Origin of the sequence: Enterococcus sp. BWB1-3 (assembly GCF_016745275.1) — a bacterium.
In the GTDB taxonomy this organism is placed as follows: Bacteria; Bacillota; Bacilli; order Lactobacillales; family Enterococcaceae; genus Enterococcus_L.
The window spans coordinates 212,505-231,809 of record NZ_JADOEP010000002.1 but is presented as its reverse complement, the minus strand read 5'-3'; the positions used below and the strand labels follow the sequence as shown (position 1 = coordinate 231,809).

Genomic DNA, 19,305 nt, shown 5'->3' with positions numbered 1-19,305 from the left:
TTTGATGGGTAAAAAAGTATTAGCAAATATTGGTAGCGAAATGAATTTACAAATGTTTTCTGGACAATCAATTTATGATTTTGTCACTTCTCCGGAGATTGCAGCATATTGGACAGAAAAACTTCAAACATTGCCACCGTTTTTGGGAGAAGAACTATTTCCAAATACTAAGCAGATTGGGACAGAAATAAAGTGGGCAAAAGGTGGAACTGGAGCGCCTAAATTGTTGAAACCTTCAGCTTTTGGTGCAAAGGCTGTTCCTCGTGGTCGGAAAGAATTCGATACGGTATTGACAAAACTAGGTTTCTTTAAGGAATCTAAGTATGTGGATGAGGACTTACGGCAACAGTTAAACTTGGTTCTTGCTTCCGGTAATCAAATAATGATTGATACTATTTTGAATAAGATTTTTGATGATATTACAGAATTGGTGTTAGGCGCTGCTGTTACTCGTGAAGTAATGAGAATGCAGTTGTTAATGACTGGAAAAGCAGAGGTCGAAGGAAACGGTATGAAATACGAACTTGATTATGAGTTTAATCCGAAGCATATGGGGAATGCTTCCATTTCTTGGTCTGATTCAATCGAATCAAATCCTATTCTTGACATTCAGCGTGCTAAGGAACAAATTGAATTGGATACAGGAGAAACGCCGACGAGAGCTGTCACTAATTTAGTTACGTTAAATCAAATTGTTGCCAATACAAAAATTAACAAAACTATTTCTGTATTTGGCGGGGGAGACATTATTCTTGGCAGACAGAAAGTGTTGCAGTATTTGCGTGAAGAACTTGGACTGGATGTTGTTGTTTATGACAAACTTTATGAGGATGAATCAGGGAATGGGGTTAAATATGTTCCGGATCAAAAGTTTGCATTATTACCAGGGACACCGTTAGGCAATACAGCCTTCGCAATTACTCCAGAGGAATCTGATTTGATGACCAGTGGGAAATCTAATGTTTCTATTGTAGACACTGGTGTGGCAGTTACGACAATGCATCAAGATGATCCAGTTCAAGTTGAAACGAAAGTTTCCATGACTTCTTTACCTACATTTGAAAACATGGAAAAAGTTTTCATTCTTGATGCTGTAGCACAACCATAGGAGGATTATTATGTCATATATTGTTAAATCACAATTCATTGAAAATGGTCACTTATTCAAAGTCGGCGACTTGTATCCACTCGATGAACAAGCAGTGGATGATGAAAGAATCAAACATTTATTATCCCCTTTTGCTCACAATGATTTTAGTTTTATTGAAAAATGTGAAGAGAAAAAGGATGATGAATCGCCTTTTAAAGGTGTAAGAGAAACTCAGTTGAGAAAGCTTGCAAAAGAAAAAGAGATTGAAGTTCCAGAAGAAGTAACAAGAGAAGAAATTATTGAATTGTTGCTGAATGCCGGAATTACTTCTTTGTAAAAAGGGTGATATCTTATGAATCAAACAAATCAAATCGCTTTAGATAAGATACAGGGACAGCTGGAGAGAAAGTATTCTATCACTGATGAAACAGAAAAATTGGTTCTTAAGGATGATTTAGAACACGCATTACTTGAAGTTCTTGATTACTGTAACCGTGATACATTAACAGGAAATATGGCTATTTCAGTAAAAGAACTTTATATTTTCAATTTGAATATGGAAGGAAATGAGGGAGAGACTGCTAGGAGTGAGGGTGGTGTCTCCCAATCTTTTGAGGTTGGGCTCCCGTCCAAAATTAGAGTAAAACTCAACAAATATCGTTTAGCGACGGTGAGGACCTTATGAGTATGCGCCTGAGAGAGAAGGATCTTGAAACGGTCTATTTGAAACAGCGAATAGTCTCAATTGATGAAGAAGGTGAAGAAGTTACAGAATACGCTGACGAATCAAAGGAACTCGAAATGAATGTGCAATCAGCTGGAGGGAAAACGGATGCAGCTACCTATGGTGAACGTCTACCTTATATCAAATCATGCAAATACCAAGGCGACAAAATTAAAGAGGGAAAAAATGAAAAAGATGGCATCTGCTTATATGTTGGGAAAGAAGAAAAGCCCGATTTTGAAATCATTGCTATTCAAACTTTTTCGGCTCATGTTAATGTCACACTTGAAAGATTATAGATTGGAGGCGAGATTGTGACTGAAAAATATAAAGTATTACGTCCATTTAATGATTCTAAAAATGGAGGGCACAACTACAAAAAGGACGATGTATACCCTGCAGGAAATGGCAAGCCTGATAAGGATCGTGTAAAAGAACTTTTGTCTCCTTCAAAGAATCGTTCATCTTTTATTAGGAAAGCGACAGAAGGTGATTAGATGGGCGTTACTGTTCGAGGTAAAGAATCGTTACTGGCAAAGCTGAATAATTTGCCAAAGGCTATCGAACAAGCTTCTAAGGATGCCACTTGGGAGCTCACAGATGACGTTTTAAGCAAAACACAGCTATCTATTCAAAGTTCAGCGAAACACTCGTCTGGTGAGTTAGCAGGTTCTTATCAGAATGAAGTAGTGGTGACGGGTGGGAATAAAATTGTTGGTCGAGTCTGGTCGGATAAGATGCAAGCCATTTTCTTTGAATTTGGTACTGGTGAAGTTGGCCAAGAATCGCAAAAGGACTTGCCGGAAGGTATCAACCCTGTTTATACACAAGGACGTTGGTTCTTTCCTGTCGATTCTGTCGATCGAGATTTAAATGCACTTTACGGAATGCCAGTCATTGAGATTCAAGGAACTGAATTTTATATGACACGAGGACAGCCTGCTCATCCAGCGCTATACCCAGCGCTAAAAGAGGTATCGGAGTATGCCGAGGAAGTTTACGCAGAACATATTGACAAGGCGGTGAGAGACCTTGCCGACTGATGGAATGAGTCGTTATAGTATCCGAGCGGATATTGTAGCAGCGTTAAAGGAGATTGAAGAAATCAAAGCGGTTGCTGCTACTTATCCGGAAAATTGGAAAGTGTTGCCTTGTGCGGTTTATTCTTGCGAATCCAGACCTGCTGGAAAAAATAAGAGTACAGTCGAATTCTTAACACAATGGACAATTACGATTGAACTTTTTACAAATAAATCTGGTATTGGTCGGATTGCTGAGAGTGTCCAACAAGCAATAAATCAAATGGGCTTTTCAGACGTTCGAGTAAAAGATGCAAACATCAAAAATTTAAACAGAAAAATTATTACCGTAAGCGGAGTGGTCAATAACCGCACATTGCAAATTACACGAAACTAGGAGGAAGTAATATGAAAAAAATGGATTTACAGCTATTTGCAGGCTTATTGTCTAAAGATACCACTTTGAGTTACAAAGTTGGCGGTGCGCCAACTTTTACGGAGGTCGTCGGCTTACAAAGCACTCCGGAATTAGGGTCCGATCCTGATCAAGTAGAAACGACAACCTTGGCAGATTCAAAGAAGACATATATTAAAGGATTGCAAGATACGGACACATTACAGTTCGGTATTTTGTATGATGCAACTGTTTATGACGAATTAAACACTGTGGCAGAAACAGGTGGTCAAGTGAACTGGCAAGTTAAATTTCCGGATGGCAGTACCTTTGACTTTACAGGTGAAGCAGCTGTAAAAATGGGCGGAGCTGAGGTGAATGGTGCTCTGACGTTTACACTGTCAGTTGTAGTGTCAGCAGGACCTGATTTCGTACCAGTGGCATAATGGCATAAATCAATAAGACCGGAGAAATCCGGTTTTTATTTTTACTTAAAACCTAGGAGGAATATTGTATGCAAGCACGTAAATTGAACTTTGGAAAGAAAGAATTGACTTGTAAATTAGACGGGAATGCAATTGTAGAATTTGAGCGGGTCGCTAAAAAGAACCCAATAAAATTATTTATGACGGCGGATATGAAAATGGATTTTCCACGATTAGGGGAACTTTTGACATTGATCCATTGTAGCGCTACTCGATTAACGCATAATTTAAAAATGCAAGAAATGCCGGATTTGTTCGATGAATATTGTGACAACGGTGGAGACTTCATGGATCTGTTAGAGTTTGCTCAGCAGTTGATTGAGGATGCTGGTTTTTTCGGCAAGAAGAAAACGGCAGAAGAGTCACAACATGGGACAAACATCAGTCTGATCAAAGAAGCGGAACAAGTTCCGGAACAAGAGGACAGCCTCCTGTAAAAGAATACTTAATGTTGAGCGAACTCTTTGAGGATATGGAACCGATAGCTATTCGATGTGGAATTAAAGCAGATCGGTTTTGGTCCTTGTCTTATCAAGAGATTATCCGAGAGGTGGAAGCTTATAAAGAAAATCGGATTCAGGAACTGAAGGAACAAGCACAGTTGGCTTATGCTCAAGCGAACTTAACAAGTTATTCGGTCCATGCACCGCAGAAAATGCCAAAACAGGCAGCTGCTTTTCCGATATTAGGGGTCCAAGAGACTGGATATACTAAGCAAAAAGAAGAGCTCCCTCAATGGAAAATTGATCAAATGAAAATGCTAGAAGTCGCAAACGCAATTAAAAAGACACGAGAAAAACGTGCGAAAAAGTAATCCATACATAAAAAGAATGGAGGTGTGATAATGGCTATTGAGTTGGAAACTCTGCAGATTATCATTGAGGCAAACTTTGATAAACTGCAGCAAAATTTGGATAAATACCTCCCTCGATTAGAGTCAGCAGTGAACAAAATTGAACAGGTTACTGGCCGGACCATGGACAAAGTGGAATCAAATCTAGATATTGACCGGGTGACACAAAAATTATCGGATCAGTTCGACAAAATGAATAAACAGTCAGAAAACCAGATGAAACGTTTTGAGGAGCTATTCGGCAAGGCTGGTGAAAAAGCTAGTAAGAATTTGGCGAGCGGTCTGGGTAATGGTCGCAAAGGAGCAATTAAAGAGATTGAATCTACTGTGAATGAAATCAACGCAAAGATTCGACAGGCTCAAGCGAAGCAGGACTCATTAAGTTTTTTGAAATTGCAGAAACAGGAATCAGCTACCATTGGCGATACTCAATCTGAAATAAAGTATGATAACCAAATCGCCAGTGCTTATGCTTCTATGATCAAGTACCATGATCAAGCAAAAAAACTGGCGAAGGATTTGACCAATGAGTTTAACGAATCACCAAAAGCCTTGGAGAATATAGCGAAGAAAATGGATAAAAATGAGGCTAAAATCGAGCAGTTTAGAGCAAAGTTAAACCAATTGAACGAAACATACAAAGAACAATTGGTTCCGGTATCAGGTTCTTTTGATACAGGCTTCCAACTTGGGGATTCACCTGCATCTTTGAAAACTAGGGATGAACTGAAAAAAGTAGAAGTTCAAATGCAAAGCCTCATTTCTGAAAGTGATGCATTGCAACGAGCACAGGCGCAAACAGAGGACCGCACGGCAGCGTTAAGAGAAGCATTAGGCTCTCTTAATACAAATCTTAACGAATCCTCAATACAAACCGGAAACGCACGACTAGGGGTTCAGTCTTTAGGCGATAACGTCAACAATGATACCGCAAAAGTGAGTAGATGGGGTGCCATCTGGAATCGAACTTCTAATGTCATTGCACATGGCATCAGGCGGGTCAGGAGAGGATTCGGGCAAGCGATCCACTCTTCTAATCGATTTTTCAGAAGTGTGGATAAAGGGTCAAAGAAATCAAGCAAAAGCATGGGCACGATCAATTCAGCTCTTAAAAGCATTACTCGACGTTTAATTGTTTTTGGTCTGATCTATAAAAGTATCACCACATTTGGCAGTTACCTAACTAAAGCATTGAAAACAAACGAACAGTTTGCAGCGAGTCTGAATCAACTTAAGGTCAATATGGCGACTGCGTTCTATCCAATATACAGTGCTGTACTACCAGCCATTAATGCGCTAATGAGCACGCTGGTTAAAGTAACTGGCTATATTGCTTCATTTATCGCAACACTTTTCGGGACAACCTATTCATTTGCAAAAAAAGGCGCAGAAGATCTGCAGAATGCGATTGACGATATGGATGATGCAAAAAATACTGCGAAGAAATTGCAACAACAGCTGGCTGGATTTGATGAAATTAACACGTTATCTTTCAACAGTGATGATGATCAAGCCGGAACTGGTGGTTTAGATTGGGATGTAGAAGAGCCTGAAACACCTGCTTGGTTAACCGATTTTGCGAATAAATTCAAGGAGATCATGTCTCAGTTGTTCGATCCTATCCGCAAGGCTTGGGATAAACAAGGTAAGAAAGTGATGAATGCTTTTAAATATAGTCTACGTGAAATAATAGGTTTGAATAAAGAGATCGGCAGAAGTTTTATGGAAGTTTGGACAGATGGAACTGGACAATTATTGATTGAAAAACTTCTTTCCTTATTTGCAGAACTTTTAGGTGTAATAGGCGATGTAGCAGGAGCTTTCAAAAATGCCTGGGTAGATGATGGACGTGGAACGGACTTGATTCGTTCTATTTTCGAAATGTTTATCAGTATTTTAGACTTACTAGAAAAAATTACAATTTCTTTTCGTGACGCGTGGAATGACGGAACAGGCGAACGAATAGCAGCTCATTTGCTAGATATTTTTACAAATATTTTTAATGTTATCAGGAATCTGGCAGGTCAATTTGCAAAGGCATGGGAAGAGGGTGATGTCGGAACAAGTATCATGTCTGGCATTCTAGGAATTATTGAAACCATTCTAGGTACATTGAACAAAATCACAAAAGCAACTGCAGATTGGGCAAAAGAGTTAGATTTTACTCCATTACTGAAATCAATTGATAAACTTTTGAAAGCCATTCAGCCATTGACACAAAAAATTGGAGATGGCTTGGTTTGGTTCTACGAAAATGTGTTGTTGCCATTAACAAGTTACACCATAGAAGATTTTATCCCTGCTTTTCTGGATCTTTTAAGCAGTGTTCTGGGTGTGCTTAATGACACTATTGAGACTTTACAGCCTTTGTTTTCATGGCTGTGGGATAGTTTCTTACAACCTCTTGCTGAGTGGACCGGCGGGGTAATCATCAGTGTACTTGAAACACTCTCGAAATCCTTAGAATCTATTGGTAATTGGATTAGAGAGCATCAAGCAATTGTTGAGGCATTCGTGATTATTTTGGGCTCATTTGCAACTGCTTGGGGATTGGTTTCTGCCGCTGTTTCTATATGGAATGCCGTAGCGGGAATTGCAACAGGAGTCAGTACCTTATTAACTGGAGCGATTGCATTCTTAACGTCTCCTATTGGAATTGCTATTGCTGCCATAGGTTTAATTATTGCAGCAGGAGTTTTGCTTGCTAGAAATTGGGATTCTGTAAAAGAGAAGGCAGAAGAACTTGGGAAGTGGATCGGTGAAAAATGGGAAGATGTGAAAGCGAAAACAGAAGAAATCTGGAATAGTATTTCGGAGTTTCTCTCAGATTTATGGGAGAGATTGCAACGAATAGCCTCAGGCATTTGGTCTAATATTCAAGATGTTTTTAGCAAATTCACTCAGTTTCTTACTGGAATTTTTGCAACTGATTGGACCAAATCGTTTGGAGTGTTTGGTAATATACTGAACGCCTTTTTCCGTAACGTTGAAAATATCTGGAATAGTATAAAACGAATATTCGAGGGAATCATTAATTTTGTTGCTGGTGTATTTACAGGAGACTGGCAACGAGTCTGGCAAGGTGTTTCTGATATATTCGGAGGGATTTTTGATGGGTTAGTTGCTTTAGCCAAAGCGCCAATAAACGCAATTATCAACTTAATCAACATAATGGTCGATGCATTAAATAGTATTAACATTGATATACCTAAATGGGTACCAGGTTTCGGTGGAAAGAAATTTGGATTTGACATTCCGAAAGTGAAGTATTTGGCTAAAGGTGGTATTCTAACTCGTGCTACTTTATTTGGAAAAAACGGCAATGAAAATCTTGTCGGTGGAGAAGCAGGACCTGAGGCGGTTCTTCCGTTGAATGCTCAAGTCTTGGGTGGAATCGGTGCTGGAATCGCAAGCACCATGGGCAGCTTCTCAGAAATCATTATGCCGGATGCTTTGAGTAGTCCAATGCCGAGCTTTGCCGGGACTGTTTCAGATCAAACCTTTTCTATAGAAAGTCTAAAATCGTCCATTGTTGAGGCTATTCTTCTAGGTTTCCAGGAAGCGAATATTCAAGATACAACTGGGGATATTATTATTCCGGTTAGCATCGGCACTGACCCATTGGAACAGATTCTATTAACAACAGAGGACCGGAGACGACTAAGGAGCAATAAATAGAAAGAAGGTGTCGGAAACGTGATAAAAATAAATGGAGTCACTATGGCAACTCCCCGGACGTACGAAGTTAGTGAGGCAGATATTGACTCAGAAAATACAACTCGAAGCGAGTCCGGCGTGTTGCATCGTGACCGCATCCGGGCAGGAACTCGGAAAATTTCTATTGGTTGGCGGGTGAACGAACAGAACGCTCGTGCCATTCTTGCAGCAGTCTCTCCGGCAGCAGTCTCAGTTACTTTTTTAGATCCTCAGACTGGAAGTGATAGGGTGGCAACGATGTATGCAGGCGATAGGAAGATGGCAATTGTTCAGCATAGGCGAACACTCTCAGCACCACTTTGGGATGTTTCTTTTTCATTAGTTGAGTATTAGGGGGCTGAGTAGATGTATGCAGTAAGTGAAGACTATAAAAAAGCGATAAATGCTCATACTCGTACCGTACAGCTTTCTGGAGAGATTATTCTTGCAAGTGGTACACGAATCACTTTTGACGATTCAAACGTACTGACGGGGAGTGTCAGTCTGTCAGAGCAGGCTGTTTCTGGTCTGGATATTGAAATTGGAAATGTATATATGAGTGAGTTCAAGATTACTTTTATTAACAGTACTTTTTCAGATTCTATTCAATTTGATCAAGCAAAAATTTTACCAATTTTTTCTTTGTTGATTAATGAGGACACGGATGAATGGGAAGATGTGCCTTTAGGTGTTTTCCATGTAGTAGAGCCTGAAAAAATGTATGCTACGACAAGTCTTGTCTGTTATGACAACATGTTAGCGTTGAATGGAATCAGAGAGGACAGAGCGACTTCGGGAACGGTTTATGAGTTGCTTAAAAATATATGTGATGAAACAGGTCTGGAGTTAGCCAATACAGCGGTGGAACTCCAGACCTTCGTTAATTCATCAGATATCGTGATGGTACCATCTTCCTTTGAAGCATTGACAAGTTATCGGGATCTGGTCGGCTATTTAGCGCAACTATTAAGCTGCTTTGCTTTATTTGAGCGTGACGGTCGTTTGAGATTAATCAAAATACCCTTTCAGGAAATTGTGAAGCGAATTGACACGGATAGTCGGATTAGTACAAAGATATCCGATTATGAAACGGGCATTTCTTCTGTTCAAATTCAGATTGATGAGCGAGTGTTGACTAGCGAGAAAAGCGGTATTTTAGGAAATAATTTAATCCTAGAGAATCCTTTATTTGTCCAAGGAACTGAAGCTTTTCAGCAGCAGCGATTAGACAACATTTTAAACGAAATTTCTCAAGTTCGCTATATTCCTTCTGATGTCAGCTTTGTAGGAGATCCGGCATTGCAGCCAGGTGACTGGATTGAATATACAAACGGGGTAGCCAGCCAACCGATTGGCGGAATGCTTACTCATTCGACGTGGAAATATCGTGGTTATCATGAGTTGAAGTCAGTAGGTAAAAATCCTGCAGTCAAAGCTGGCAGTAATGATAATACAACACTGTCACCAAGTCAGGTAATCCAACTGACAAACTATTATTATAACTATGAGAATTTGACTGATATTCTGTTTGGAAATGATTTTAAAGAAGAAGTCATTACGATTCTTTTTAGTTCTTCTGTCGATACATTTGCCTTTTTCCATGCAACAGTAAATGTAGAAATATTCGAAGACAATCCGGAAGCGATATTGGAATTCACCTACTACGTGAACAATGTAGAAGTCTTGTTTATCTATCCAAAACAATCTGTGACTAAGGGACGACATATCGTTCATTTATATTTGCCGATTCAAGTATTTGAAAATAGAAGTTACTTGTTTACAACAGTTATGAAATCGAATTGTTCTGGAAAAATTTTGTCTCAAGAGATTCAAGCTACAATTAATGGTCAAGGTTTGTATGCTGAAAAAGCTGATTGGGATGGCATTATTACAGTGAGTGATTTCCATTCAGGATTTAAACTTGAGAGCCTAGGATTTAAATTGTCTGAATTGGATGCAGAGATAAGCATGGATATACAATCTCCTGTTCAAATCGATCTTAATGACGAATATCAAAGTTTTAATTTAGAAACAAAAGCTTTGCAGTTGAGTAGACAGGAAGAACGACTACTGATACAGGATACGCATTATATTTATTCAGAGTATGATTTTAGCCTGCAATCAAATCCGTTGCGATTAGCAGAATTAAATGAAGATATAGAAGGAGGAACAGATCAATGAGATTAGATGGAAAATGTGAGATTCAGTTATTTGATAAAGAAGGAAGAATGGTGGACTCATACAGTAGCAAGAACATGTTTACGAATGCTATTCCAAATTTACTGAATGTACCGATGGGACTTTTTAAAGATATCGATACAACCACTTCAATTTTATCTGAATGGATAAATCCTCTCGTTTCTGGCGGACTAGGTGGAGTGTTGTTATTCGAGGATGCATTAGAAGAGAATGTCGATAATGTAATAGCTCCTTTGTCTCAAATAGGGTTGACAGGACACGCTGGTGGGGAGTATGCGGAGGAAAATCTGAAACGTGGAACTTTCAATGCTTCAGAAAGCGAAGCTGTTACAAATGGCTATAAATTTGTGTGGGACTTTTCGACAAACCAAGCGAATGGCACGATTTCGAGTGTTTGCCTTACTTCGGTTCCTGGCGGTGATTTTGGAATAGGAGATACATCAAGATTTTTAGCAACGAATGAATTAATTGGTAGCCCTTTTCGACTGTATACAAATCAAATTTATGGAGGACATTTATCGAGCTCGGAGCTTGAAATTCTGGAAGTAGGAGATAAAATTTATGCAGCGAAAGGACCGAATAACGGGACTACTGTACCGGGTGGGGCAGTTGATATTTATCAGTATGATAACAAAACAGAAGAAATTGGCGTGACTGACACACTAATAAGAACAACATTGACAAACGCAAGCAATACACTAGTGGCACAGAAATCATTAATCAATGATAGTGATGTTACCTTACAAACGGCAAGAAGGTGGTATTGCGCTGGAGATGGAAAGGCACATTCTCTCCATTGTGCTTCTACTGATGTTTTCCATTACGCAATCATTGACTTAGAAAATGCGGAAATTTTGGAAACCAAAGTTATTGAAGCAAATGGGCTAAATCATAATTCCCGTTCAGGCTTTCCATTCTTTTTGAAAGATGATTATATTTACATGATTTTATATACTTCATCAGCGAGTCCAGCTTATCGAGTATGTAAAGTTTCAATTTCTTCTGGTGAAACCAAAATTCTTGAGGTAGAGTCACAAAGAGCTGATATTTCACCTGCGTCTTCGTATGGCAGTGGCTTTAATTTTGATAATAAGCTGTACGGATTTTCGTCCGGAGCAGAGTATCTTTCAATGATTATTGATCCAGAAGATCGAGGAATCATGTCCGTTCATGGCACTACTACTAATGCGACTTCGGCTAAACCTGGGGTGTTTTCAAACAATACACCAATTCCATATTTATGGCGCAGACCAATTTCAAATACTTCGCCGATTTATCAGCCGTCCATTCTGAAATCTTATCTGGCAACTATTAATAATATTAGTCCAATTACAAAGTCACCTTCTCAAACAATGAAAATAATCTATACAGTAACAAAAATCAGTAGTTAATAAAAGCAGAAAGCAGGTGAAGTTATGACAATAGGTTTTTTTACAGTCACTGAGTGGATTGCACTAGTCGGATTTATCTCAGGTCTATTTTTTAGTTTCGCAAAGTTGTATTCAACACTGCAGTCAATTTTAAAACAGTTAAAAGATTTGAATGCCAACTTTGATGAAAGTAAAAGCGATAGAAAAATTCTACATCAAGAATTAAACAGGCTGAGACTTGATTTTACGAAGCAAAAAACTTCAGTTGATGAACAGTTTAAGACAGCATTTAAAAACATTGCAGAGATTGCAAGAAGAATAGAAAGAGGGAACGACATATGAAAAACGTATCAGCAAGCACAATCGCACGAACAGTTGTATTGATTTTAGCTTTATTGAATCAAATTTTAGCAGTTGCGGGGAAAGGCACGCTTAATATCGTTGAGGATGACGTTTATCAAGTTGTGTCTTTAATATTTACTATCGGTTCGACTGCTGCAGCTTGGTGGAAGAACAATAGTTTCACCAAAGTTGCGATCGAAGCAGACGAAGCTTTAAAGGAGCTGAAAAAAGATGGCGAATCTTGAGGCAATGATCAAATGGATGGATGACCGGAAAGGAAAAGTAACTTATTCCATGAACAGACGTTTAGGACCAGATAGCTACGACTGCAGTTCAGCGGTTTATTTTGCATTGAGAGCTGGTGGTTTTCTTCCTGACGGCGTTATGGGTAATACAGACTCTCTTTTCGGACATCTGGAAGCGGCAAGATGGAAGAAAGTAGCTGTAAATCCAAAAGGTTATTATGTTGTGAAACGCGGTGATATCTTTATCTGGGGTGTACGTGGTGCCAGCGGTGGTGTTGCAGGTCATACAGGAATATTCATAGCTTCTAACGATCAAATGATTCACTGCAATTTTGGTTATAACGGCATAACAGTCAATGATCACGATACTATTTGGAGCTACAATGGAAAACCTTATGTCACGATTTACAGATATAGCGGATCTGGAGAAGCAGTCATTCCTGAGGGAGAAACAAATACTACAACAGGGACTGGTCAGAAATCTGGGAACAAAGTTTATCAAGTTGATGAATTAAAATTTGTAAATGGTATTTGGCAAGTTCGTTGTGACTATTTGTGTCCTGTTGAATTTGATTGGACCCAGAATGGCATAGCGTGTGCAGATATCACGCTGACAGATAAGAACGGAAAAGTTCTTGCGGATCAAGTGACAAAAAAAGGAAGCTATTTCGTTATTCCTGAAAGCAATGTGAACATCGTAAGTCAGGCACAAAAAGGCAGTGGGAACTATCACTGGATATCTGTTCAATTCCGGAACGGCGGTCAAGTTTGGCTGAGTGCTTGGGATAAGAAACGTTTGATAAAAGGATAAAATAAAGCCCTGTCTCAAATATGGAGAGACAGGGCTTTTCTTATTTAATATCTTCAGCTCTTACTAAATTACCTTTTACAAAATCAGGAGCAACATTATTTTTACCGAAGAAATTTAACCCCTCTATGAGTTCTCTATTTTGAACTAAAATAGGGGACGAAAGAAAGTTAATGTTATAATCTAGATCTTTCATTTTCCTCAATGCTTCCACTTCAAATCTGATTAAACCGATCGATAGCTCGCCTTTTTTATCGATTCCGGCAAATGAAATATTGCTGAACTTCGGTTCGCCTTTTAACTCCCATTCGATAGCTTTAATAATTGATTCAAGAGTGACAGTCGCAAATTCAATAAAAGTCATTTCGAAATCTTCTGATTTGCTGAATTTAGTTCCTGTATTCTTTAAGTTATTAGCACATGCAGGAATCGCTAATATATTTTTATAAAAAGTTCTTTCTGAATCTAAATCAACTGTATCTATTTTTCTTGAAACTATAGCATGTATCAGATGCATCTGTCTGCCTTTGATAGCTTGGTATATACTTTTTGCGGTGGTTCCCAATTCTTCGATATTTTTACTCATTCCGTTTCCCCCTCTGGAAATCAATAAATTATTTTTCTTTTTTCAATTTCAAAACGCTCTCTATCTGCGCTTATTTTTTTCAATTCTCTTTTGATATCGTCCACAAGGGAGGATTTTCTGTTGATGGATCGCATCACTTTCAAATCAATTGTGTCATCGGCTAAAATATCAATGATGTGACAATTTTTTGTTTGACCGATTCGATGAATGCGATCTTCGCTCTGCATCCGAATCCCATAATCAAATGATTGATTATAATAAATGATGTAGTTTGCATTTTGCAGATTCAAGCCTGTTGATCCGCATTGTAACGTTGAGACTAGGATGTTGTTACTTTCCTCAAACTTTTTACGCTCTTCATTCTTTTCGGACTGCTTCATTCTGCCGTGTAGTTTTGAGTATTTTTCAGGTAGAACATTTTTGATTTTTTCGAAATCGGATATATACCGATGAAAAATAATAACTTTATTGTTTAATAAATCAATTTCTTGCAAGATGTCTTTTAATAGCAAGGGACGTTGGTTGCTTTGGTATTCGAACAGTTCAAATTTATCTTGAATCTTTATGAATTTCCTGAAACTACCTGAAGCTATCTGGTGTAGGAAATTTAGCATTTTAAAAATTATGAGACTGTTGTCAGCGTCGAAATCAAGCATATCAATAAAAATATTCTTGACGTCATTATAAATTGATTCGAATTCGCTGTCCGTGAATGGATCGTAATAATATTTTTTATATGTTTTTGGCGGCAAGTCTGCAAAATCAGCTTTGTTCGCTTTGAAAATATAAGGTTCCATTCTTCTGATAATCAAATTCTGTTCTTTCATGTATGAAATTCTTGGAATCTTAGAATCTTCGTACACTAGATGAGTTTTTTCAAACGAACGAAAATTCGGATATTTAAGTATTCTAGGATCAAGCATATACATTTGTGTATAAATATCCCATAAACCTTGCGTGACTGGAGTTCCAGTCAGCTCATTTTTATAGATGATTTTTTGAGTCAGTGGCAGTAATCGCTTCACCCTTTTTGATTGGGGGTTTTTGAATTTGTGTGCTTCATCGATGACTAGCTGAATCAATATTCCATGTTCTTCAATGAAATCATACACTTTTTTATAGATTCTATCCGATTGAGATAACGACTCACACCCAACAACGCAAACGAATTCGTCATTGTAATTTTCGATTTCTGCAATAGAATAATCGCTATGTTTTTTTATATCATCAATCAAATTCTTTTTAACTGAAACGGGTGTGATCCACAAAACTTTACTTGTTTTATTCTCATTTAATCGTTTTTCGATCAACTCAAGCATTATCCTTGTTTTTCCAGTTCCCATATCAGAATGGATAGCACCGACTTTTATGTTTTTTAGTTTCTCAAAGCCTTCTACTTGTTTCTTTAGTAGTTTAGTCTTTAAGATCGTCGATCACCTCGATTATTTCTTTGTCTTCAATACAATATTGAAATAACTCTTCAAGAGAAATTATATCTTCTAAGAATGCGTATATCATAGCAGTTTTTACTGTCTCTTTTTTGTAACAAAGTTCAACGAGTTGACCTTCGTGAGCTATAAAGTATCTAGTGATTTCCTCTCTCAATTCTAATATATCACCTTCGGCAAAATGAAGGTTACCAGAGATAGTTTTTTGACTACTGTTACTGGATTGAAATAGCTCAAAGAATTCTCTCTCGAATTTTCCACCTTTGGAAAATATTCTTGCTGCATAGGGCTTATATCCGTACGTATTAGTCGCACAGAAGAAATGCGTGTACTTTCCTGATGATCGTTCGTGTTGTTTGGCGAGTTGTAGTTGCTTATTTAGTTTATCTTTTCTGCGTTGCAATTCTTTAGATGATCGTTCAATTATTTTGATTAAATCTTCATCAGAAAGCAGAGTATAATCTAAGTTCATTTGCCTTTCTCTCCAGAATAGTACTTTTTCTCAAAATCATCCCACGATTTGCTGAATGTATGGCTTGCGAATGCTTCCCGAAGCCCTGTAGCTTGTTTTAATTTTATAACCTCTTCGATACTCATTCCTAAGTGCTTGCAAATACTTTCGTCAGACCAACCGTCTTGAGAGAGAGAGAGAACTAGATCCGCCATTGATTTAATCTGATGTGTCCCTCTCGCTCTGTTATGACGAACAGTAGATGCCATTCTGTTTGATAAACTTTTATTGATTGTAACAACAGGGACCTTCTTCAATTTAAAAACTTCTTTACAAGCTTTATATCTATGGAATCCATCAATAACTATATAAATGTCATTTTCTTGATCATAGTAGGTAACAATAGGCTGTGTCATCCCATCTTCTTTTATAGATGTCACAAGCAGATCGAATTCTGGCGGAGCTACTTTATTTGGGTTGTAATCATTTGCCACAACCTTGTTAATAGGAATCATCTTAGGCTCCATAACCGGAAAGGTGATATTACTCATCTAGTTGTCTCCTTTCTAAAAAGTAATAGTTTGTTGTCGTCTTTGCCAGTTCGAAATCTCTGCTTAAATACCAAGAGCATTCTTTCTTGTGTGTAACAGCTAGGTAGACAAATTTTGGATTAAGTTCGAGGGCATCATTTAAGGATGCAGATGCTAAACTTTCCCACAGCTCAAAACTATTATCAATAGTATAGGTTTCTCCTAATTCTATTCCTCTGTTAGTGATATCGTAGCTTGAAAAACCTAGCACTTTATCCTTTTTCAGATGAACGAACCAAGTTGTGTCTTTTGTGTTAATGAGATAGGGTAGTTCTTTTTTATATTCTTTTTCTCCAAAAAAGATGCCCATGTACTTATAAAATTCGCTTTTTGAATACAAATTGGGTTTAAATACCTTCAGCATTTTTTTCTACCTCCGAAATTTTATCTACCACTTTTTTATACGTCTTTTGCTTCAGTTCGTTTGTTCCAAGTATTTTACCGAATTTTTTATGAAGGTCATACAATTCTTCTTCATCTTTTTTAGTAAGACCATAATCACGAGAGGAGAGGGCGAAGTCATTCTTTTCTATTGCTCTGCCTATCCCTTTCCAATTATGCCATTTACGTTCATCTTCATCCTGTTCTTTTTTTGGTGGAGAATCATCTGGCATGTCTGTAACTTCCATTCCAAAATTGTCTTTATAATACTTCATAAGTATTTTAATCTTACGATAATAATGATCTCTTAGTTCAGGAGTGTATAGTCCTAATGATTCTAATAAGAAGATTGTGTATTCTTGCCAGGTCATATTTTTAGGTTTTTCAGTTCCGTTGTGACCTAACAGGGAAGTTTTAGCATAGAGGTTACCTAGGTTAGCACCTGAAACTCGGTTGACCACACGCCGCCATGTGTCTGGTTCTAAGGCAGCGAATTGATCCAAGCCTCGCCGTTGTTGGAAGCCGTAAGGCTGACAGATTCGCTGTTCGGCTAACGGAACGCCGTTCTTATACATCAATTCGTAAACCTCATTCATTTCAAAATCAAGCTGAGAGGTAGCTCCCCAGATATCTTCGACTGAAAAATCGTAAATAGGGTAGAAATTAAAGACACCTTTTGAAATTTCAGTCGTATATTTTTTATCTTTGTATAAGTTCTTTCCGAGCGCAATTGCTCGAAACCGATTAAAACTCTCGTCTGTTCGAATGCCTACGCCGCAAGCTATTTTATCTGTTCCTTTCATTTTTTTGTACCACTTCGGAAACTGTTGCATGAATTTATCTGGATTACCATGAGAGTTGTCATAGCATTTTTTCAATTCTCCGTCTAAATTCTCTAAGGTGATTGCGTTTGAAGGGAGCGGTTGGACCCATTTATCTCGTTCTTCTTCATTCCACATGATCCACTGTGTTTGAAGCACAGAGGTATTATTATCTTCGTAAAAAGGTAAACAAAAGTGATACACTTGATCCACTTGACTTAAACACTCCATCTGTTTGATGAATTTGGCAGTGGCATCATAATGCGCTTCGATATCCAAGTTAAAAATGTCAAATGTTCTATTTTTTTGTTTAGCAACAATATTGGCTAACTGGACCATAACACCGCTATCTTTACCACCGCTGACGCTAAAATAAATATGTTCAAACTCTTCGAAAATGTAGTCAAGTCTCTCGAAAGCTGCAGTTAGAACATCTATATCAGTGTAAAGTTTGCTCATTATAACGCTCCTTTCTGATTACGTATTTTCCAGATCACGATATTTGTTTTTCATTTTTTCGACCACTTTTTTTCTTTTTGGGACATCTTTTACATTCAAATTATATAAATCGTGGTTGTTTTTGAGAATGGCTGTCGCAATCATTTTCCAAAAAATTTCACTCATTACACTGCACCCTCTTCTTTTCCGATGAACTTTTATTCTTTTGATATTTCCAACTTTTTAATAATCAACTATCTTTTCTTGATTGCTGAATACTTTCTTTTATACTTTTACTTGCTTTTTCAAAAGCTTGAATCATTTCATCTGCGGATATATGTTCAATTCTAGTTTTTTTATAGTGTTTGTTTGTTTTAAAAAGTTCAAATTCAAAATCCTCAGTAAAGGAGATTGAAAGGAAATAGCTGTTTCCACCTTCTTCTCTGATGAGGCTTAATGGATGCCAGAATGTCAACCCTTTAAACAACGAATCGTTAGGCATTTTTATCAATGCGGCCTTATGGGTTGTTTTTTCAATATTTTGAATGTTAATGAACACTTCATCCCACACTGTTTTAAGTCTCTCTTCCGTTCGAATTTACGCTTCATATTGTTCGTAAAAATATTCAACGTCCTGTAGTGTGTTGCGGTCTACTGGTATTCCGAGTGCTAATAAACGCTCAATGCTTTTCAAAATTTCTTCATCCGTTTTTTCTCTGCTGTCCACTTGTCCATCTGCTGTTCTAATCGAATCGCCATATACACCGTAAAAATGATTGTGTTTCGTATCTTTCAAGCCAAAGATGCTTTGAAGATTATCTGTGCCTCTATTCGCTAAAACTTGACCTTTTTCGTTTTTTATAGCGAATTGTACTTCTTTTGTTTTAATCGTTTCTAAAAGTTCTTGTGTATTCATTTTATTTTCCTTCTCTCTTAAGTATTGATCAAATTCCTTGAGCGACAATCCGACAGCTTTTGCAAGTAAAGTCATGTTCTCGTATTGAGTTTTCTTCCAATCGTTTGCTTTCTTCATTGATGAAATAGAGCTTTTACTTATTCCTGTTGCTTGAGAAATCTCATAATAGGATTTGAATTCAAAATCAATTTTATACTTTTCTAGCCAATTCATGCTATCAGTCCTTATAGTTTTTTATTGCCATGACAAGCCCTGCAAGAGCTAGTATAGCCACTATGATATAAAATACCATCATTTTCTTTTTCCTCCTTATCATGCTATAATATGGAGGTAGAGAGGGGTTATCCCCTCTACCAATAGTTTCACTTTTTGCGCTTCTTTTTTCTCTTAGTTTGCTTGGAGGCTGTTAAGAGATTGATGATTGCTGTGGCTAGCAGTGTTATGGCTGT

At 37.7% G+C, this 19,305-nt stretch carries 26 protein-coding genes; 17 read left to right on the top strand and 9 right to left on the bottom strand.

Annotated elements, in window-relative coordinates; all coding sequences use genetic code 11:
* The first annotated feature begins 4 nt into the window (after positions 1–4).
* From IW492_RS02685 to IW492_RS02605, 17 genes are all read left to right on the top strand, one after another.
* Positions 5–1,108, top strand: a complete 1,104-nt coding sequence (locus tag IW492_RS02685) for a major capsid protein (RefSeq protein WP_202064866.1) — start codon at positions 5–7, stop codon at positions 1,106–1,108.
* A 10-nt stretch (positions 1,109–1,118) separates the two neighbouring features.
* Positions 1,119–1,427, top strand: a complete 309-nt coding sequence (locus tag IW492_RS02680) for a hypothetical protein (RefSeq protein ID WP_202064857.1) — start codon at positions 1,119–1,121, stop codon at positions 1,425–1,427.
* A gap of 15 nt (positions 1,428–1,442) precedes the next feature.
* Entirely contained in the window at positions 1,443–1,775 is a 333-nt protein-coding gene (locus tag IW492_RS02675; protein ID WP_202064855.1) for a phage head-tail connector protein, read from the top strand.
* Positions 1,776–1,777: 2 nt separating this feature from the next.
* Complete coding sequence (locus tag IW492_RS02670) at positions 1,778–2,113, top strand: hypothetical protein (protein WP_202065051.1); 336 nt, start codon at positions 1,778–1,780, stop codon at positions 2,111–2,113.
* A 15-nt stretch (positions 2,114–2,128) separates the two neighbouring features.
* Positions 2,129–2,311, top strand: coding sequence for a hypothetical protein (locus tag IW492_RS02665; protein WP_202064851.1), 183 nt, complete (start codon positions 2,129–2,131; stop codon positions 2,309–2,311).
* On the top strand, positions 2,312–2,857 hold the full coding sequence (locus IW492_RS02660; RefSeq protein ID WP_202064849.1) for an HK97 gp10 family phage protein: 546 nt from the start codon (positions 2,312–2,314) through the stop codon (positions 2,855–2,857).
* A complete protein-coding gene (locus IW492_RS02655; RefSeq protein WP_202064846.1) occupies positions 2,847–3,230 on the top strand; it encodes a hypothetical protein in 384 nt (127 codons plus the stop codon). Before IW492_RS02660 ends, IW492_RS02655 begins: the two co-directional genes overlap by 11 nt.
* Before the next feature lie 11 nt (positions 3,231–3,241).
* Positions 3,242–3,673: a phage tail tube protein gene (locus tag IW492_RS02650; protein ID WP_202064844.1), complete on the top strand. Its 432-nt coding sequence runs from the start codon at positions 3,242–3,244 to the stop codon at positions 3,671–3,673.
* Positions 3,674–3,741: 68 nt separating this feature from the next.
* Complete coding sequence (locus tag IW492_RS02645; RefSeq protein ID WP_202064842.1) at positions 3,742–4,149, top strand: DUF6096 family protein; 408 nt, start codon at positions 3,742–3,744, stop codon at positions 4,147–4,149.
* Positions 4,150–4,160: 11 nt separating this feature from the next.
* Positions 4,161–4,526 carry a hypothetical protein gene (locus tag IW492_RS02640; protein ID WP_202064840.1) on the top strand — a complete coding sequence of 122 codons (366 nt, stop codon included), beginning with the start codon at positions 4,161–4,163 and terminating at the stop codon, positions 4,524–4,526.
* A gap of 30 nt (positions 4,527–4,556) precedes the next feature.
* A complete protein-coding gene (locus IW492_RS17935; protein ID WP_236671749.1) occupies positions 4,557–8,243 on the top strand; it encodes a phage tail protein in 3,687 nt (1,228 codons plus the stop codon).
* A gap of 18 nt (positions 8,244–8,261) precedes the next feature.
* Positions 8,262–8,615, top strand: coding sequence for a DUF6711 family protein (locus tag IW492_RS02630; RefSeq protein ID WP_202064838.1), 354 nt, complete (start codon positions 8,262–8,264; stop codon positions 8,613–8,615).
* Between the two features lie 12 nt (positions 8,616–8,627).
* Entirely contained in the window at positions 8,628–10,442 is a 1,815-nt protein-coding gene (locus IW492_RS02625) for a hypothetical protein (protein ID WP_202064836.1), read from the top strand.
* A complete protein-coding gene (locus IW492_RS02620) occupies positions 10,439–11,851 on the top strand; it encodes a hypothetical protein (RefSeq protein WP_202064834.1) in 1,413 nt (470 codons plus the stop codon). Before IW492_RS02625 ends, IW492_RS02620 begins: the two co-directional genes overlap by 4 nt.
* Positions 11,852–11,875: 24 nt before the next feature.
* Positions 11,876–12,172 carry a hypothetical protein gene (locus tag IW492_RS02615; protein WP_202064832.1) on the top strand — a complete coding sequence of 99 codons (297 nt, stop codon included), beginning with the start codon at positions 11,876–11,878 and terminating at the stop codon, positions 12,170–12,172.
* A complete protein-coding gene (locus IW492_RS02610; RefSeq protein ID WP_202064830.1) occupies positions 12,169–12,417 on the top strand; it encodes a phage holin in 249 nt (82 codons plus the stop codon). Before IW492_RS02615 ends, IW492_RS02610 begins: the two co-directional genes overlap by 4 nt.
* On the top strand, positions 12,404–13,228 hold the full coding sequence (locus IW492_RS02605) for a peptidoglycan amidohydrolase family protein (protein ID WP_202064829.1): 825 nt from the start codon (positions 12,404–12,406) through the stop codon (positions 13,226–13,228). Before IW492_RS02610 ends, IW492_RS02605 begins: the two co-directional genes overlap by 14 nt.
* Positions 13,229–13,268: 40 nt before the next feature.
* Here the strand turns inward: IW492_RS02605 and IW492_RS02600 are convergent, their stop codons facing one another.
* From IW492_RS02600 to IW492_RS02560, 9 genes are all read right to left on the bottom strand, one after another.
* Positions 13,269–13,811, bottom strand: a complete 543-nt coding sequence (locus IW492_RS02600) for a hypothetical protein (protein WP_202064827.1) — start codon at positions 13,809–13,811, stop codon at positions 13,269–13,271.
* Between the two features lie 20 nt (positions 13,812–13,831).
* On the bottom strand, positions 13,832–15,238 hold the full coding sequence (locus tag IW492_RS18495) for a DEAD/DEAH box helicase (RefSeq protein ID WP_330927512.1): 1,407 nt from the start codon (positions 15,236–15,238) through the stop codon (positions 13,832–13,834).
* Entirely contained in the window at positions 15,225–15,731 is a 507-nt protein-coding gene (locus IW492_RS02590) for a hypothetical protein (RefSeq protein WP_202064824.1), read from the bottom strand. Before IW492_RS02590 ends, IW492_RS18495 begins: the two co-directional genes overlap by 14 nt.
* Positions 15,728–16,261: an IbrB-like domain-containing protein gene (locus IW492_RS02585; protein WP_202064822.1), complete on the bottom strand. Its 534-nt coding sequence runs from the start codon at positions 16,259–16,261 to the stop codon at positions 15,728–15,730. Before IW492_RS02585 ends, IW492_RS02590 begins: the two co-directional genes overlap by 4 nt.
* On the bottom strand, positions 16,254–16,664 hold the full coding sequence (locus IW492_RS02580) for a hypothetical protein (protein WP_202064820.1): 411 nt from the start codon (positions 16,662–16,664) through the stop codon (positions 16,254–16,256). Before IW492_RS02580 ends, IW492_RS02585 begins: the two co-directional genes overlap by 8 nt.
* Positions 16,648–17,961 (bottom strand): DUF3440 domain-containing protein, encoded by a 1,314-nt coding sequence (locus IW492_RS02575; protein ID WP_236671748.1) that lies wholly within the window; start codon positions 17,959–17,961, stop codon positions 16,648–16,650. The genes IW492_RS02580 and IW492_RS02575 overlap by 17 nt, the downstream gene beginning before the upstream one ends.
* A gap of 18 nt (positions 17,962–17,979) precedes the next feature.
* Positions 17,980–18,126: a hypothetical protein gene (locus IW492_RS02570; protein WP_202064819.1), complete on the bottom strand. Its 147-nt coding sequence runs from the start codon at positions 18,124–18,126 to the stop codon at positions 17,980–17,982.
* Between the two features lie 64 nt (positions 18,127–18,190).
* Positions 18,191–18,499 (bottom strand): hypothetical protein, encoded by a 309-nt coding sequence (locus IW492_RS02565; RefSeq protein ID WP_202064818.1) that lies wholly within the window; start codon positions 18,497–18,499, stop codon positions 18,191–18,193.
* Positions 18,500–18,538: 39 nt separating this feature from the next.
* Positions 18,539–19,069 carry a hypothetical protein gene (locus IW492_RS02560; protein WP_202064817.1) on the bottom strand — a complete coding sequence of 177 codons (531 nt, stop codon included), beginning with the start codon at positions 19,067–19,069 and terminating at the stop codon, positions 18,539–18,541.
* Positions 19,070–19,305: the final 236 nt, after the last annotated feature.